We start from the raw sequence: 17,375 nt of genomic DNA on the forward strand, positions 1-17,375 counted from the left end.
ACAAATAACAAATATTACTTAATTTTAAGGCTAAATTTAATTTTTAAGTTAAACTTCAAAACTTATCTTTGTATATCATTTAAAAAATTCATTATGATAGTCTGGACTCTCTTTTTACTTGCTGTAATTTTTATTCTTGCTTTAGATCTTGGTGTCTTTAACAAAACACCACATATTATTAGCACAAAAGAAGCCAGCAAATGGACTTTAATCTGGGTAACTTTATCGTTTCTTTTTTCTGGTGTAATCTACTGGTTATACACCACAGATTATATCGAAAATCCTGATGGATTAAAACCTGCGGTAGCTTCAATGAAGTTTATTACAGGTTACTTAATCGAATTATCTTTAAGCGTAGATAACATTTTTGTTATTGCAATTATCTTTGCTTCATTTAAAATTCCGCAAAAATACCAACACCGTGTTTTGTTCTGGGGAATTTTAGGCGCTATAGTTTTCCGCGGATTAATGATTTTCTTTGGAGTAATGTTAATTAGCAAATTTACCTGGACTACTTATGTATTCGGTTTGTTCTTGCTTTTTACTGCTGCAAAAATGCTTTTTTCTGGAGAAGACGAAGATTTTCACCCGAGAGATTCTTTTGTATACAAAACGTTAGGCAAAATTATTCCGATTACTTCAGAAATGGATGGAGAAAAATTCTTTATCACAACCAATACTGCAAAAAAAGCGGCAACACCTTTATTTGTTGCTTTAATCGTAATCGAAGTTATGGATGTATTGTTTGCAGTAGATAGCGTTCCTGCAATTCTAGCTATTACCAAAGATCCATTTTTAGTGTTTAGTTCTAATATTTTTGCCATTTTAGGATTGCGTTCTATGTATTTCTTTCTGGCAAATATGCTGGCAAAATTCAGTTATTTAGAATACAGCTTGGTAGCTATTTTAGCTTTCGTTGGATTAAAAATGCTTCTACACGATTATATTGAAGTACCAGAATGGGCTTCTTTAGGTTTTATCGCTTTATCTCTTTTAGTTGGAGTTCTGGTTTCATTAAAATTTGGAGAAGAAAAAGTTTTGACAGATTCTGATTCTGATAAAGAATAAATCTTTAAAACATATAAACATAAAAAAAGGAAATCTTACGATTTCCTTTTTTTATGTTTATCAATATTTTCAATTATAAATTAATTGTTTTAACATTACTATCATCAATATTATATTTTGCAATAACTGTATTGTAATCAGAGTAATCTTTTTTATTTACTGTTTTATTACTAATTTCAGGATCCGAACCAGGAACAATTACAACACGAAATTTTTGATTAGTTCCTAAATTAGCCGGCACAGTATTTAAATTAAATCCATCCAGATAAAGTTCAAAATCTACTCGACTAAAATTAAATTTATAAGTAAAAAATAAAGTCCCATCATCATAATAATGTGATTCTGGAATTTGAGACCAAAGAGTACTTCCATTTGCTACTCCTGTCGCTCTGTAAATCAAAACTACATCGCCAGGAAAAAGCGTAAAACCAAAATCTATAACTTCTCCATCTCCATTAGAAGCAAAATTAACATTATTAACATCAATAACATGAGCAATTGTATCGTAGTCAACATTATCATCATCATTCGAGCAACTCGAAAACGCCATTAGTCCTGCAACAGCGAATAAGGTAAGTATCTTTTTCATAAACTTGTTTTTTTTAAGGATTATACTATAAAGATATTCCAAAAATCAAACCAAAAAAAGCGATTCGGTTTATTTTATGTAAAAAAAGACTTTATTTTTTCGCAGTCACTTGATTTTTAAGCAGTATTTTATTGAAAAATAAAACATGGTATGGAAGAGAATTTTCCCAATAATCCCAAGTATGCGCTCCTGGACGTTCCGTATAATCGTGATCTACTTTATTATAAACTAATCTTCTGTGCAATTCTCTATTTGGTTCAATTAAAAAATCATCAACACCGCAATCTATAATTAACGGAAGTTTATTTGTCTTTAATTTATCAGCCATTCTTAAAACAGAATTTTGCTCGTATAATTCGGTGTTTCCGCTTTTATCTCCAAAAACGGGCTGCATCAATTTTACAATTTGAGCCGAAGAATCTCTATTGAGCATTGTACTCATATCTACCGCACCACTCATACTTCCTGCTGCACAAAACAAATCTGGATGTCTGGCCGACAAATACAAAGCACCATGTCCGCCCATAGAAAGTCCGGTAATTACTCTTCCGTTTCTATTGGCAATCGTTTTATACGTTTTATCTACTTTCTGAATTACTTCTTGAGTAATAAAAGTCTCAAACTGACTTTCTTTATTTACAGGACTATCAATATAAAAACTAAAAGTCTCACCTTCTGGCATCACAATAATCATATTATATTGGTCTGCAAGATTATGAACCAGTTTTTTGTTTGGAGTATTTTTAAGCCAATCGCTAAAATGTCCGTAGGCTCCGTGCAATAAATACATTACCGGAAAAGTGGTTTTGCTTTTAGAATAAGAATTTGGCAAAACTACAGCAGCTTTGTAGGTTTTACCCATAGCGGCGCTGGCAACTTGTAAGGTGTCTACTTTTGCGGCATATGTCATGGTTGTAAGACAAAGCAAAAAGGCAGACAACAGCAATTTAAATTTTTTCATTTTATGTTTTTTTTCTGATTAGGGAATGTAAATATAACTTTTTTCAGAATAGAACATATGAAAAATCCGACCAGCTTTTTATGCCACGAATTGCACCAATTCTCACTAATTAACTCTAGCAATTTTTATGACAATACAAAAAACAGGATGTAGGAATAAAAAAAATCCGATCAGCTTTTAACTGATCGGATTTGTAAAATGTCTTTTTTAGTTAATTACACAAATCAATTCGTGAAGATTAGTGTAATTCGTGGCAATACAAAAATTAACTAATAATAATCTTATGCTCGTGACGGTATTGCGATGCGCTTTTACCTGTATATTGTTTAAATGATTTGCTAAAATGGCTGAAATTATTAAAACCACTTTCGTAACAAACTTCATTAATACTGATTGGCTGTTCTGCCAAAAGTTTAGAAGCGTGCACCAATCTGTATTCATTTACAAATTCTGTAAATGTTTTATTGGAAATCTTTTTGAAATAACGACAAAACGATGGCGTAGTCATACTTACCAAACTCGAAACCTCATCTATAGAAATAGATTCTTGAAAATGATCTTTCACAAAATTGAAAACCACATTCATACGGTCATTATCTTGAGTTTGCAATTCTAATGAAAATCCGTCGGCGTTTAATATAGTCGATTCAGTTGAAGAATCTAATTCGTCCAAAATTCCTAAAAGAGTAAGCAATCTTTGAAATGGCGGTTCATTTTCCATCATTTCAATTTTCTTTCCTATTCTTTTTTTCGTTTCACCGCCAAAAGCGATTCCGCCTTTAGCTTGTTTTAAAATATTCTGAACTTTTTTCATCTCAGGAGCGATAAAAAAATCGTTTCCTAAAAATTCAGGTTTTATATGAATAACAGTTTCTGTTGTATTTCCTGTTTGTTCATTTGTAAATCCGCAATGAGGCAAATTAGCTCCTATTAAAAGTAAACTACCATTGGTATAATAAGAAACATGGCTTCCTATTTGTCTCTTCCCCGCCCCACCATTAATATAAACCAACTCAATCTCTGGATGATAATGCCATAAATGAGCTTTGCTATTGGTCTTTTCGGCGTGTTTGGCGTAAGTAAAAGAACTTCCGTATGAGTTAGTTATCACTTCAAGAGCTGGGGCAATAGTCTTCATGATAATTTCTTTAAAAAATAATAGCAAATTTAACAAAAACACCTAAAATAATTTAAATTTTAACCTATAACGGTTTCGTAAATGAGGATTTTGCATAAAAATCAAGCATTTTATACTGATGATTTTACATCAAAATCGGCTTTTTTTTAGTGTCTCGTTTTTTTCTCCGTAATTTTTTTAAAATATCATAATTTGAAGCATGATTTTATACCATTATGGTATTTTTTGTAGGAAAGAAGGAAATTTTAGGAAGAATCAAATTTTGAATAAACTTTGAAAAATAACAACCAAATTAACAGAAACATAACATTAAACGCAAATTTTAACCTATAACGGTTTCGTAAATGAGAATATAGCATATAAATTGGAAAATATAGTTGTTAAAATAACACAACTGCTGCTATAACTTTGCCTCAGAGAAATGAACTAAAAAAATTAATACTACAGAATATGAAAAAGATTATGAAATTAAGTTTAGTATGTGCAGTACTTCTAACAGCAATAAGTACTTATGCAATTGATGGAAATGAGGCATTAAATCTTCATGTATTAAAAGGAAATGGCAAGGTTATTGCATTTGGAATTAATCAACTTCAAAGAGCTACTATTAGCATTTATGATACAAATGGTAATGTACTATATACTGAAAATGCTTCTGGTAAAGAAGGAATTTTAAGAACTTTCAGTTTAGAAGAGTTTCCACAAGGAAAATATATCTTAGAAGTTGCAGATAGTTACAAAAAAGTAAAATACGATATTACAGTAGATTCTAAAAACTCAGTTTTGTCTTCAAAAGGAGTTTCTTCAGTTTACTAAGAAAATATTAAAGTTAAGTGTTACTTCACGGCACTTAAAATTTTATACTCTAATAAAGTATAAAAAGTGAGGTTAGATAGTTAGTAAGTTAAAAACTTTCAAAAGTTTTAAAAACAGCTCTTTGTGGTTACTGAGCTGTTTTTTTTTGCTTTATACTTTTTTAAAGATTCTAAGGTTCTAAGATGCTAAGTTTCTAAGGTTTTAGTTTATTGTTTTTTAGTTTATTGTTTTTTACTTTACTCTTATATATAAAGATCTATTGTTGACAAACAGAATTGTAGACAAAATTGCATTGCTGCTCTACAATTATATTCACAAAAGAAAAATCTCAGAAACTTAGCATCTTAGAACCTTGTACCTATTCTTACATTTATTAAACAAACCTTTAAATCATTGTAAAGTTAAAATCAAGAAAAACGTTGAAAAAAAATAACCAAATAAGCCAAAACGATAAAAATAAACTCAAATTTTAACATATAACGGTTTCGTAAATGAAAATATAGCATATAAATAGGAAAATATAGTTGCGCTTTTATACTTACAACAGAAGTAATTTAGCATCAGAGAATTAGAACTATTAATTTAAAAATTAAGTCCCATGAAAAAGATTGCAAAAATTAGTTTAGTAGCAGCGTTGCTTTTCACTGGAATTAGCACTTACGCAATTGATGGAACGTCGGAGTTTAATCTTCACGTATTAAAAGCTAATGGTAAATTGATCACGTTCGGTCTTAACCAAACACAGAAAGCCAACTTAGCAATATATGACAAAGAAGGAACTTTAATTTATTCTGAAACTGCTTCTGGCAAAGATGGAATTTTAAGAACTTTCAGTCTAGAAGAATTTCCAGAAGGAACATACTTCTTAGAAGTTGAAGACAATACAAAAAAAGCAAAATACGAAATCACTGTAACTGACGAAGCAACTGTTTTATCTAAAAATGCTGTTGCATCTGTTTACAAATCAGGTTTTGCTAAAAATACTAGCGTGGCAACACGCTAAAAGATTTTTATACTCTCATACAGTATAAAAAGTGAGGTTAGATAGTTAGTAAAGTTTAAAAACTTTTAAAGTTTTAAAAACAGCTCTTTGTGGTTACTGAGCTGTTTTTTTTTGCTCTTTAATTAAAGGTTTTTAACACAAAGTTCACAAAGAAAAAGCGCAAAGTCCGCAAAGTTTTATAGACAAAGCTTTGCGGACTTTGCGCTTTTATAAGTCTCAAAAATTTAAAAAAAACTTAGCGCACTTTGCGTTAAAAACCTCAGCTCATTGTAAATAAATTTTTAATCGAGTGTAAAGTTAAAATCAAGCGAAACATTAAAAAATAATAACTGAATTAACAAAAACATTAAATATAATTCAAGTTTTAACCTATAACGGTTTCGTAAATGAGAATATAGCATAGAAATAAGAAAATACAGTTGCGCTTTTTCTTGATATTCATAACTAATTTAGCATCAGAGAATTAGAACTAATAATTTAAAAATTAAGTCCCATGAAAAAGATTGCAAAAATGAGTTTAGTAGCAGCGTTGCTTTTCACAGGAATAAGCACTTACGCAATTGACGGAACGTCGGAGTTTAATCTTCACGTATTGAAAGCTAATGGAAAACTGATCACTTTCGCTCTTAACAAAGTACAGAAAGCCAGCTTAGCAATTTATGACAAAGACGGAACGCTAATTTATTCTGAAAATGCTTCTGGTAAAGAAGGAATTTTGAGAACTTTCAGCTTAGAAGAATTTCCAGAAGGAACTTACTTCTTAGAAGTAGAAGACAATGTAAAAAGAGCAAAATATGAAATTAAAATAACTGAAAATGCATCTGTTTTATCTAGAAATGCAATTTCTTCAGTTTATAAATATGGTTTTGCTAAAAATACAAATGTCGCTGCCCGTTAAGATTTTATACTAAGGGTATAAAATGAGGTAAGAAAAAATTAAAAAGTAAACTTTTAATATCAAAAGAACAGCTCTTTGTTGGTTAATGAGCTGTTTTTTTGTGCTTAAATTTAAAGGTGATTTTTACACTAAATCACTTTCTGAAAAAATATTCTTATTAATTCAACTAACTGATTTCTAAGCAATAAAAAAAATCGAAAAAATTTTAAAAAAAATAAATCCGCAATCCCAGTATTTACGTACATAGTTCAAACAAAGAATAGAAATAGTTTTAATTCAGCAACTTAACTGCTTAAAAATGCTATTTTTTTGCTAAAAATTAAATTTCTATTTGTAGTTTTACGCGTTCCACATTTAGTAATTAACAATTAAAAAAAACATGACAAAATTTACCAAAGCTGGTTTAGTTGCTGCCTTTTTTTTAGCGACTGTGTTTACCTATGCCATTGACGGAAAAGGTGACTATATTTTAAACATTAAAACAGGTAACGGAAAAGTAGTTAGCTTTACTTTAGACACTGTTGAGAGTTCATCTTTCTCTATTTATGATGAGAACCACAACTTACTTTATGCGGGAGACGCTTTAGCAGATAAGTTAGAGGTTTCAAAAACAATTAGTTTAGAAAACTTTCCTGCTGGAACTTACGTTCTAGAATTGAAAGCAAACGACAAAGTTGCGAAACACGAAATTAAAGTTGCTGCTAAAAAGGTGAAAAATGTGAAATTAGACAATTCTGCTAATCATAGTCCAGGATTTCGTCGTTAATCACTTTTTTGCCCCCAAAAATTAGAAAAGCAGCTCGTACCAGAAGCTGCTTTTTTTATGTCTTTTTTTTAGAAAACATCTATAATATTTTCATTTCGACCGAAGGGATAAATCACACTTGTAACTCCGCAAAGATCTGTGACCGTTGCTGTGCGAAGTCTCCCGACTTCGTACCCGCCGCTATATTCCGTTCCAAAATTATTTTTATATTCTTTATAGATAATTGGAACGGGTACGAAGTCAGGAGACTTCGCACAGCAATCAGCAAATTTTATAAAATGAAGACTTTGGATACTTGGAAAGATATTCAAGAACATCATGTTCAAAATGGCTATCTCAATATAGCGAGGAAGTTTAACGTTTAATTATTTTCTTTGATACCTCACGTCCATCAACTTTCGCTTTTAAAACATATGTTCCGGGACTTAGCTTAGAAACATCTATTTTATCATTAGCAAAATCAGATGTATTTGTAACTAGTCTGCCATTTAAATCAAAAACTTGAACACTTTCAACTTGATTATTATTCTCAGCTTTAATATTGATAAAGTTGATTGAAGGATTAGGAAAGAAAACTAACGGGGATTTATTTCCAAATATAGGAGTACTTAAATCATTGCTATACTTCCAGAATTTAGAATCCTTTCCATAATACAAGTTGTCTTTAAAAACGATAGCTTGAGTTATATTGTCAAGCGTATTTATATTTTCAGCTCTATTCAAAGTTTTATTAAATATCCATCCTTTTCTCAAAAATTTGTCATTTACTCCAGAAGAAATAAAGTACTCATCTTGCCTAATTTTATAAATCGTAGCTATATCATAAATTGATACAAAAAAGAAATCAGGCCTCTGCAAATCATTATTTGCTAACTCTTTCAAATCTGTAACCGAATAATCATTTAGATTTAAGGATAATAAAGATGTATTTCCACTTGTATTTGATCCGAAGAAAAGTAAAGAATCATCTGTTTTCGAAAAATTAGACGGAGTAAAATATTTATTGCTACTGTTAACATAAATTTCGGATAAGTTTTTAGCAACGTTATCAAACTTCCATATTGACAGCTTGTTTAAATCAGATGAATAAAACATAAAATAAAGTTCATTATTTGCTTCGATAACATTACTGTGATTCACAATATTATTTTGTGCATTCCAGACATTACCAATATTTTTGGTATTTTCAAGAGTTCCATCCGTTTCATATAAAAAATATCTAGTTACAAAATATAGCTTATTATTATGTACTATATACTGAGTAAAACCAGCTGTTCCTCCAGAATCGGAACCATTTCCATCCATTTGTTGCGTTATAGGATAAGTCCCATCAGCAGTGCCATCACTTCTCCATACTCTTGAGTTCATAGTTGAAGCTGGCTGAATTGTAAATATAAAAGTATTATTACAATTACCTTCATATGTCGAATTATTCCAATAATCTGAAATTTCTTTAATGAATACTGTTCCACTAGTTGTTCCATCAGTTTTCCAAATTTGGAATTTATTTGTATCTAATCGAACTAGAAAAAATATTCTATCCCCTACTGTCGTGAGCTTAAAAGTTCTTCCGTTAATAAAGTTTGTGATTTTTTTAGTTCCAGAATCAGTTCCATCTGTCTCCCATATTTCACCTTCAGAACTTTCATCTCTAGCCATAAAGTAAAACTTATTATTTAAAATTGCTGAACCTGATTTTACTGATTGTTCTGTACCAGGATATATGTCTTTTAATATTTTTGTAGTTGAATTAGTTCCATCGCTGAGCCATAATTCTCGACCAGTATCTTCTTGATTGCCGTAAAATATGATTTTATCATTAAATATTTTAAAAGTCGACGGTGTACTTATAAAATCATAAATTAATTGTTGAGCATTTATTTGTATTGTTAAAAAGAGTAGAAAAATTAAAAGTAATTTTGTTTTCATTCAGTAATTAAGGTTAATTATTTTAAAAAAAAAGTAATCATAAAAAAACAAATATATGATTTATCATACAAAAATATTTAATCTTAAAGACAAATTACTTATTCATAAAAAAAAACCTCCCATTCGCATGAGAGGTTTTTTCATAAATCTAAGTACAAAAACTACATATTCCTTCTATACTGCCCACCAACTTCAAACAACGCCGAAGTAATCTGACCTAAAGAACAAACTTTTGTAGCTTCCATTAAATGGTCGAATAAGTTTTCGTTTTTAATAGCAGCTTGCTGCAACGTATTTAAATGCTCGTTTACTTTTGCTTCGTGAAATTGATGCAAGTTATCCAACATCGTAATTTGATATTGTTTTTCTTCTTCAGTGGCGCGAATAACCTCAGCCGGAATTACCGTTGGCGAACCTTTTGAACTCAAGAATGTATTTACACCCACAATTGGGAAATCGCCGTTGTGTTTTAAGGTTTCGTAATACAAACTTTCTTCCTGAATTTTAGATCTTTGGTACATGGTTTCCATTGCGCCTAGAACTCCGCCTCTTTCTGTGATTCTGTCGAATTCTTGAAGAACTGCTGCTTCAACTAAATCAGTCAATTCTTCGATGATGAACGAACCTTGAATTGGGTTTTCGTTTTTCGCTAAACCTAATTCTTTATTAATAATCAACTGAATCGCCATTGCACGACGTACAGATTCTTCTGTTGGCGTTGTAATCGCTTCATCGTAAGCGTTGGTATGCAATGAATTGCAGTTATCGTAAATAGCATATAAAGCCTGTAAAGTTGTTCTAATATCGTTAAAATCAATTTCCTGCGCATGTAACGAACGTCCAGAAGTCTGAATATGGTATTTCAGCATTTGTGCTCTTTGGTTGGCTCCGTATTTATTTTTCATGGCTTTTGCCCAAATTTTACGCGCCACACGACCAATAACCGAATATTCTGGATCTACTCCGTTTGAGAAGAAGAACGATAAATTTGGTCCAAAATCGTTGATGTTCATTCCGCGGCTCAAATAATATTCCACGTAAGTGAAACCATTTGAAAGCGTAAATGCCAATTGCGTAATTGGGTTTGCTCCCGCCTCGGCAATATGATATCCAGAAATCGAAACCGAATAGAAATTACGAACGTTTTTAGTAATAAAATATTCTTGAACATCACCCATTAATCGAAGCGCAAATTCGGTTGAAAAAATACAAGTATTCTGCGCCTGATCTTCTTTTAAAATATCGGCCTGAACCGTTCCACGAACTTGCGCTAACGTTTTGACTTTTATTTCGTTATAAACATCCAAAGGTAAAACCAGATCTCCCGTAACGCCCAAAAGCATTAATCCTAAACCGTTGTTTCCAGCAGGAAGTTCGCCTTGGTATTTCGGTCTTTCGATTCCTTTGTCTTTATATAGTTTGTTGATTTTTGCCTCAACTTCTTTTTCTAATTCATTTGCCTTAATGTAAATCTCACATTGCTGATCTATTGCGGCATTCATAAAGAAACCTAACAACATTGGCGCAGGCCCATTAATCGTCATACTTACCGAAGTTAAAGCATGAACCAAATCGAAACCTGAATATAGTTTTTTAGCATCATCCAAACAGCAAATTGAAACTCCCGCATTTCCAATTTTCCCGTAAATATCCGGACGCAAATCTGGATCGTTTCCGTATAAAGTTACGCTGTCAAAAGCCGTAGAAAGACGTTTTGCGGGCATTCCCGCACTTACATAATGAAAACGTTTATTGGTTCTTTCTGGTCCGCCCTCACCCGCAAACATTCTCGACGGATCTTCGCCTTCACGTTTAAACGGATATAACCCCGAAGCAAATGGAAATTCTCCAGGAACATTTTCCTGTAAATTCCAACGCAAGATATCGCCCCAGCCTTCATATTTAGGCAAAGCAATTTTCGGAATCTGTAAATGTGATAAACTTTCAGAGTGCGTGGCAATCTTGATTTCTTTATCACGAACTTTAAACGAGTAAACCGGATTTTTGTATTTCGCTACTTTTTCATCCCAATTCAAGATAATTTCCCAATTGTACGGATCTAAATCCATTTTTACTTTATCGAATTGATTTAGTAAAAGATTTAAAAAGATTCTGTTTTCATCATGTTCAGCAATTCCGCTTGGTAAAACAGTCGAATCGTCAATTCCAGCTTTATTGATTTCAGGAACTTTTCCAGAAACTGATTCAATAGTTTTGAAAATTCCGTATAATTTTTGCGCTACTTTTTGCTGTGAAATGGCGATTTCATCATAAGATCTGTTATTCTCTGCAATTTCAGATAAATAACGTGTTCTGTGTGGCGGAATCACGAAGATTTTCTCGCTCATTTCTTTTGTGATTTCGAAAGTCGATTTCAATTCAGAATCGGTTTTTTCAACCACTTTATCCATAATTGCTTTGTAAAGCGTATTCATTCCCGGATCGTTAAACTGCGAAGCGATTGTTCCAAAAACAGGCATTTCATCTGGATTCTTTTCCCAAAGATTATGGTTGCGCTGATATTGTTTTTTTACATCGCGTAAAGCATCCAATGCTCCACGTTTATCAAATTTGTTTAAAGCCACTAAATCGGCAAAATCAAGCATGTCGATTTTTTCCAATTGTGTTGCCGCTCCAAACTCTGGTGTCATTACATATAAGGATACATCAGAATGATCCATAATCTCGGTATCAGACTGACCAATTCCTGAAGTTTCCAGAATAATCAAATCGTATTTTGCGGCTTTCAAAACCTGAATCGCTTCGGCTACATATTTAGACAAAGCCAAATTCGACTGACGTGTCGCCAGCGAACGCATATATACACGAGGATTATTAATCGCATTCATACGGATTCTGTCTCCTAAAAGTGCTCCTCCAGTTTTTCTCTTAGAAGGATCGACAGAAATTAATCCGATTGTTTTTTCTGGGAAATCAATTAAAAAGCGACGAACCAATTCGTCAACCAAAGAAGATTTTCCTGCACCGCCCGTTCCTGTAATTCCTAAAACTGGAATTTTAGAATCAGAATTGCTTTCGTGTATTTTATCAAAAACAGGTTTTGCAATATCCGGGAAATTTTCTGCCGAAGAAATCAAACGTGCAATTGCAGTTGGTGTTTTATTTTCAATATGATCGATTTCTCCGTTTAGTTTATCTCCAATAGGAAAATCAGCACGCTGAACCAAATCATTAATCATTCCTTGCAAACCAAGAGAACGGCCGTCATCTGGAGAATAAATTCTTGTAATACCATATTCGTGTAATTCTTCGATTTCGCTTGGCAGAATCACTCCACCTCCACCTCCGAAGATTTTAATGTGGCCTGCTCCTTTTTCGCGAAGCAAATCATACATATATTTAAAGTATTCGTTATGTCCGCCTTGGTAAGAAGTCATGGCAATTGCATTGGCATCTTCTTGAATGGCGGTATTTACCACTTCTTCAACACTTCGGTCGTGACCTAAATGTATAACCTCAACTCCTGTTGACTGAATAATACGGCGCATAATATTAATGGCAGCATCATGTCCGTCAAAAAGTGAAGCAGCAGTTACAATTCTTACTTTATTTTTAGGAATATATGGTATTTGTTGTTCCATTTTATGAATATGATAATTTTATGGAGGCAATTTACAAAATATTTTAATATTCGATCCTCACTCTAAGCTTATCTTAACAAAAATAAATCGATTTCGTGAACCTAAAGGGTAACAATTTACGTAACTAATTGATATAGTTAAAGAAAGCTTAAAGACATGGCAATTTCGCAACATTTAAATAAAATCTAAAAACATGTTTCAAGGCCTTCTAAAGTAATTTAGCATTGTAGAAAAGCCCCAAATTTTTACCAAAGCTTACCATCAAAAAAAGTAATAACGTAAAAATTTAAAAAATGAAAACATTTTATTCATTCACCGTAATTTTGGGTTTGAGTTTCTTTATATTTTCTTTCAATACGATTGAAAACAGCAATTTTTCCCATAAAAAAACTTCAAACCACACAACCGTTTTCAACGATACAGATCTTGCAAACGCAGCGAAAGCTAATGACTTTTTCAAAAGATATTCTGATTTAAAAAAATACAAATCGGATATTATGTCATTATACAAAAACAGAACGCTTGGAAGTATTTGGTTTGATGAAGATGAAATCAACGAATTTGGTTCTGTATTGTATGAAAAAGCAAAAAAAACTAACGATTTAATTGTTCCTTACCAAAAAGAAATAGATCTGTTATTTGATTCTAAATCAGAATCTAATATTTCTAAAACAGATGCTGATATGCTTTTAAGTTCATTGTATGTAATGTACACTAAAAAAAATAATACTGACAAAAAGAAATTGGCTTATGATGTAATGCTTAAAGATTTCTTGAACTATAGCACTATTGAAGAATCATCTGCAACTGCCAATCTTGATGCAAAAGTAGAATATGACCAATATTACAAATTGCAAGATGTTTTAAAAAAATATAAAAAACTAGACCGTTCTCATAAATGGAAACCTATTGAAACTGAAGTTCCATATAAAGATTTACGTCCAGATGCTGTATCTAATACAATCGCGCAAGTTAGAACCCGTTTATATTTATTGGGGGATTTAAAACAGGATTCTAAAAGCGATGTTTATGATAGAGAATTAATGGATGCTGTAATGAAATACAAAGTTCGTAACGGATTTAAACCAAATTATATTCTTGCGGAAGAACATATTAAGGAGATGAATATTCCACTTTCTGAAAAAATGGAAACTTTACAGTTAAACATGGAAAGATGCCGCGCGATTGCTGCTCAAATTGCTGCAAGCGATGAATATGTACTGGTAAATGTTCCTTCTTATGAAATGGTATATGTTAAAAACGGAAAAGTTCAATTAACCTCGCCTGTTTTTGTTGGTGCACCTTTAACTAAAACAACCATTTTTAATGGAGAAATTGATAGAATTGTTTTTAGCCCGTATTGGACAGTTCCACAAAGTATTGTTCAAAATGAGTTAAGATCCAAAATCGCTTCAGATCCAAATTATTTGGCTGAAAAAAATATGGAAATGGTAAACGGACAAGTAAGACAAAAACCAGGTCCAGATAATTCTTTAGGATTAGTGAAATTTATGTTTCCAAATTCAGATGATATTTACATGCACGATACGCCGTCTAAAACTTTATTCGATTTTGAAAAAAGAACTTTTAGCCACGGTTGTATTAATGTAAAAATGGCTAAAGAATTGGCAGTTGCCATGTTGCAGGATTATCCAGAATGGACTCAAGCAAAAATTGATAAGGCAATGGAAGGAAAAACAGAAAGCAGCTTTAAATTATCTAAAAAAGTACCTATCTACATTACGTATTTTACTTCATTAGTAAATGAAAATGGCGAAATAGGATTTTTTCAAGATGTTTATGAAAAAGATAAAGAAGTTACAAGCGAAACTGCGATTGTAGCTCAATAATACAATTTTATTCAATCTTAGAGAGAAATTATCATTTTTTGGTAATTTCTCTCTTTTTTAGTCTTTTTTAGAAAGCAAAAAAACCTTAACTTATTACTATTAAACCTTTTACAGACAAAACATTTTCTTAAACCTCCCGACTTTTGCTCAAAAATATACCACTTATTTTATAATATTTAAAGTTAACTATTATGAAAACAAATAATACAGAAGGTCTAACAATGTTTGAAATAAATGTACTGGTACAACAAGGCGGAAAATTTATTGTTTTTCCTAATACTATTTCAAAACTCTTTAAGAAATTTAAACTTTCGAATGTTTATTTTGTTCGTCCGAACGAACATACTTTTAAATATGCTTTAAAACATTTCTTTTTAAATTTATCATTAAGCTGGCGAAGTATTCCTTACGGACCAATTTATGTGCTTAAATCTATTTTTTATTTGATTAAAGGAGGAAAAGATTATACGCAGGATATTTTGAATGAATTGAAAAATAATAATCCGACGTATCATCCTAATTTACAATATTTACAATAAGATTGAAACAATTATAGTAGAAACATCTCATAAAAATTTGGGGTGTTTTTTTATCCCATTTTTCTAAAAAAACAAAACACCTCTAAGGTTTATGTTGATGGTAAAAATCCAGAGATAAAATCTTTTTTTGAAGATTTACTTTTTCAATGGAAAAACAATGCAAAAATTGACTAAAATACATTTCAGACAACTTATTTTATACGTATTTTAAACAATTACAATTCCTGTTATTTATTCAACAAAATCTTTCTTCTATAGCAATAAAATTGTGGCTTTGTTTTTGAATAAGTAGTATTTTTGAAACTTAATAAAACTCCATAATGAAAAAGATTATTCTATTAGCCTTTGCGTTTTCGCTTACTTCATGTGCACAAGTTCAACAGACTTTAAATCAGCTGCCACAAATAGCATCACAGCTCCCGGTTGGCAATGCAGATATTGCCTCTGGATTGAAAGAAGCTTTAAACAAAGGAATTACTCAACAAGTGAGTAAATTAACTGCCGTTGACGGGTTTTATAAAAATGAAGCTGTAAAAATCTTAATGCCAGAAGAATTGCAAAAAGTAGATGCAACTTTACGAAAAGTAGGTTTAAGCTCTCTTGCAGATGAAGGAATTAAAATGCTAAATCGTGCTGCAGAAGATGCCGTAAAAGAAGCAACTCCTATTTTTGTTACCGCAGTTAAAAATATGTCGTTTACAGATGCCAAAAATATTCTATTAGGAAATGACAGTGCTGCAACAACTTATTTGCAAGGAAGTACTACAACTGCCTTGTACGGAAAATTTAATCCAGTAATTAAAAGTTCTTTTGAAAAAGTAGGCGCCGATGTAGTGTGGAAAAACATTATTACAAAATACAATACAATTCCATTAGTAAAAAAAGTAAATCCAGATCTAACAGATTATACCACAACTCAAGCTTTGTCTGGAGTTTTTAAAATGATTGCTGTTGAAGAAAAAGAAATACGCAATAACATCTCTGCAAGAACAACGCCTTTATTAAAAAGTGTATTTGCAATGCAGGATGGAAAATAGATTTTTCTGAAGGTTCAAAGGTTCATAGTAACAAAGATACAAAGTGACCTCTGTAACTCTGAACCTTTGCAACTTTGTAACTAACCAAAAAATAACCAAATGCAGAAAATTACAATTCTAATTCACTGTAAAGACCAAAAGAATATTATCGCATCAGTGACTACTTTTATTGCTAAAGTGGGCGGAAATATTACTTACATCGACCAGCATGTTGATGTTGAACAGAACGTGTTTTTCATGAGATTGGAATGCGAATTTACCAATTCTGAAATAACCGTTGAAAGTTTTAAAGAAGATTTTGAACAAGCTCTTGCATCCAAATTTGAGATGTCTTGGGATTTGTACAATCAGGATCAAAAACCAAAAATGGCATTGTTTGTTTCTAAATACGATCATTGTCTTTTTGATATTTTGGGACGTTACAGCGCAGGTGAATTAAACATAGAAATTCCACTAATTATCAGTAATCACAACGATTTAAGATCAATTGCAGAACGTTTTGATATTCCGTTTCATCTTGTTCCTTTTACCAAAGACAACAAAGAAGAAGGCGAAGCAAAACAAATTGAATTATTAAAAAGATATGAAATCAATTTTATTGTTTTAGCTCGTTATATGCAAATTATAACCCCAAAACTGATTTCGCTTTACGAAAATAAAATCATTAACATTCACCATTCCTTTTTACCAGCTTTTCCTGGAGCAAAGCCGTATCATTCTGCTTTTAAACGCGGAGTAAAAATTATTGGTGCAACAAGTCATTATGTTACAGAAGAATTAGACGAAGGTCCGATTATCGAGCAAGATATTGCGCGTGTTTCGCATATTCATTCTGTAGAAGATTTTATTATGAAAGGAAGAGATTTAGAAAGAATAGTTTTAGCAAGAGCGATAAAATTGCATTCTGAACGTAAAACAATGGTTTACAGTAACAAAACGGTTGTTTTTTCTTGATGGTTTTTAACGCAAAGGTCACAAAGGTTTTTCGCAAAGTGCGCAAAGTTTTGTTTTTGCGTGTTAAAGCTTGCCAAGATCCCTAAGATTTTTGTCTATAGATTCTTTTCCTGCATATTAAACTGGACTGAAGTCCAGCTCTACAACATAAATTGTTCCTTCGGAACGAAATTAGAGCCTTTGGCTCGATCTATATTGTAGGGCTGGACTTCAGTCCAGTTAAAA

Annotated in this window: 14 protein-coding genes; 9 read left to right on the forward strand and 5 right to left on the reverse strand. The window is 31.7% G+C overall.

Annotation, left to right across the window (positions count from 1 at the left end):
- Positions 1-93: 93 nt before the first annotated feature.
- On the forward strand, positions 94-1,068 hold the full coding sequence (locus tag P0R33_RS05010) for a TerC family protein (protein WP_276174465.1): 975 nt from the start codon (positions 94-96) through the stop codon (positions 1,066-1,068).
- Positions 1,069-1,141: 73 nt separating this feature from the next.
- Here P0R33_RS05010 and P0R33_RS05015 read toward each other — a convergent pair whose 3' ends face one another.
- The 3 genes from P0R33_RS05015 to P0R33_RS05025 all read right to left on the reverse strand — a co-directional run bounded on the left by P0R33_RS05015 (position 1,142) and on the right by P0R33_RS05025 (position 3,756).
- Positions 1,142-1,657, reverse strand: coding sequence for a hypothetical protein (locus P0R33_RS05015; RefSeq protein ID WP_276174466.1), 516 nt, complete (start codon positions 1,655-1,657; stop codon positions 1,142-1,144).
- Between the two features lie 91 nt (positions 1,658-1,748).
- The gene (locus P0R33_RS05020) at positions 1,749-2,618 is read right to left on the reverse strand and encodes an alpha/beta hydrolase family protein (protein ID WP_276174467.1); all 870 of its coding nucleotides are present in this window, start codon (positions 2,616-2,618) and stop codon (positions 1,749-1,751) included.
- 265 nt (positions 2,619-2,883) lie between these two features.
- Positions 2,884-3,756 carry an AraC family transcriptional regulator gene (locus tag P0R33_RS05025; RefSeq protein ID WP_276174468.1) on the reverse strand — a complete coding sequence of 291 codons (873 nt, stop codon included), beginning with the start codon at positions 3,754-3,756 and terminating at the stop codon, positions 2,884-2,886.
- 450 nt (positions 3,757-4,206) lie between these two features.
- Here P0R33_RS05025 and P0R33_RS05030 point away from each other — a divergent pair, with 450 nt between their 5' ends.
- The 4 genes from P0R33_RS05030 (at position 4,207) to P0R33_RS05045 (ending at position 7,239) form a co-directional block, all read left to right on the forward strand.
- Entirely contained in the window at positions 4,207-4,572 is a 366-nt protein-coding gene (locus P0R33_RS05030; protein WP_276174469.1) for a DUF3244 domain-containing protein, read from the forward strand.
- Positions 4,573-5,170: 598 nt separating this feature from the next.
- Positions 5,171-5,575 (forward strand): T9SS type A sorting domain-containing protein, encoded by a 405-nt coding sequence (locus tag P0R33_RS05035; protein ID WP_276174470.1) that lies wholly within the window; start codon positions 5,171-5,173, stop codon positions 5,573-5,575.
- A gap of 493 nt (positions 5,576-6,068) precedes the next feature.
- Positions 6,069-6,473, forward strand: coding sequence for a secretion protein (locus P0R33_RS05040; protein ID WP_276174471.1), 405 nt, complete (start codon positions 6,069-6,071; stop codon positions 6,471-6,473).
- A gap of 379 nt (positions 6,474-6,852) precedes the next feature.
- A complete protein-coding gene (locus P0R33_RS05045) occupies positions 6,853-7,239 on the forward strand; it encodes a secretion protein (protein ID WP_276174472.1) in 387 nt (128 codons plus the stop codon).
- Positions 7,240-7,593: 354 nt separating this feature from the next.
- Here the strand turns inward: P0R33_RS05045 and P0R33_RS05050 are convergent, their stop codons facing one another.
- Entirely contained in the window at positions 7,594-9,168 is a 1,575-nt protein-coding gene (locus P0R33_RS05050) for a T9SS type A sorting domain-containing protein (RefSeq protein WP_276174473.1), read from the reverse strand.
- A gap of 161 nt (positions 9,169-9,329) precedes the next feature.
- Entirely contained in the window at positions 9,330-12,770 is a 3,441-nt protein-coding gene (locus tag P0R33_RS05055; RefSeq protein ID WP_276174474.1) for a methylmalonyl-CoA mutase family protein, read from the reverse strand.
- 293 nt (positions 12,771-13,063) lie between these two features.
- On the opposite strand from P0R33_RS05055, the gene P0R33_RS05060 reads away from it, so the two are divergent.
- The 4 genes from P0R33_RS05060 to purU all read left to right on the forward strand — a co-directional run bounded on the left by P0R33_RS05060 (position 13,064) and on the right by purU (position 17,150).
- Complete coding sequence (locus tag P0R33_RS05060) at positions 13,064-14,620, forward strand: L,D-transpeptidase family protein (RefSeq protein ID WP_276174475.1); 1,557 nt, start codon at positions 13,064-13,066, stop codon at positions 14,618-14,620.
- Positions 14,621-14,811: 191 nt separating this feature from the next.
- Positions 14,812-15,159 carry a hypothetical protein gene (locus tag P0R33_RS05065; RefSeq protein WP_276174476.1) on the forward strand — a complete coding sequence of 116 codons (348 nt, stop codon included), beginning with the start codon at positions 14,812-14,814 and terminating at the stop codon, positions 15,157-15,159.
- Positions 15,160-15,479: 320 nt separating this feature from the next.
- Positions 15,480-16,196 carry a DUF4197 domain-containing protein gene (locus P0R33_RS05070; protein ID WP_276174477.1) on the forward strand — a complete coding sequence of 239 codons (717 nt, stop codon included), beginning with the start codon at positions 15,480-15,482 and terminating at the stop codon, positions 16,194-16,196.
- Between the two features lie 99 nt (positions 16,197-16,295).
- Complete coding sequence (purU, locus tag P0R33_RS05075; RefSeq protein WP_276174478.1) at positions 16,296-17,150, forward strand: formyltetrahydrofolate deformylase; 855 nt, start codon at positions 16,296-16,298, stop codon at positions 17,148-17,150.
- The last annotated feature ends 225 nt before the right edge of the window (positions 17,151-17,375 follow it).

The organism is Flavobacterium sp. YJ01 (assembly GCF_029320955.1).
In the GTDB taxonomy this organism is placed as follows: domain Bacteria; phylum Bacteroidota; class Bacteroidia; order Flavobacteriales; family Flavobacteriaceae; genus Flavobacterium.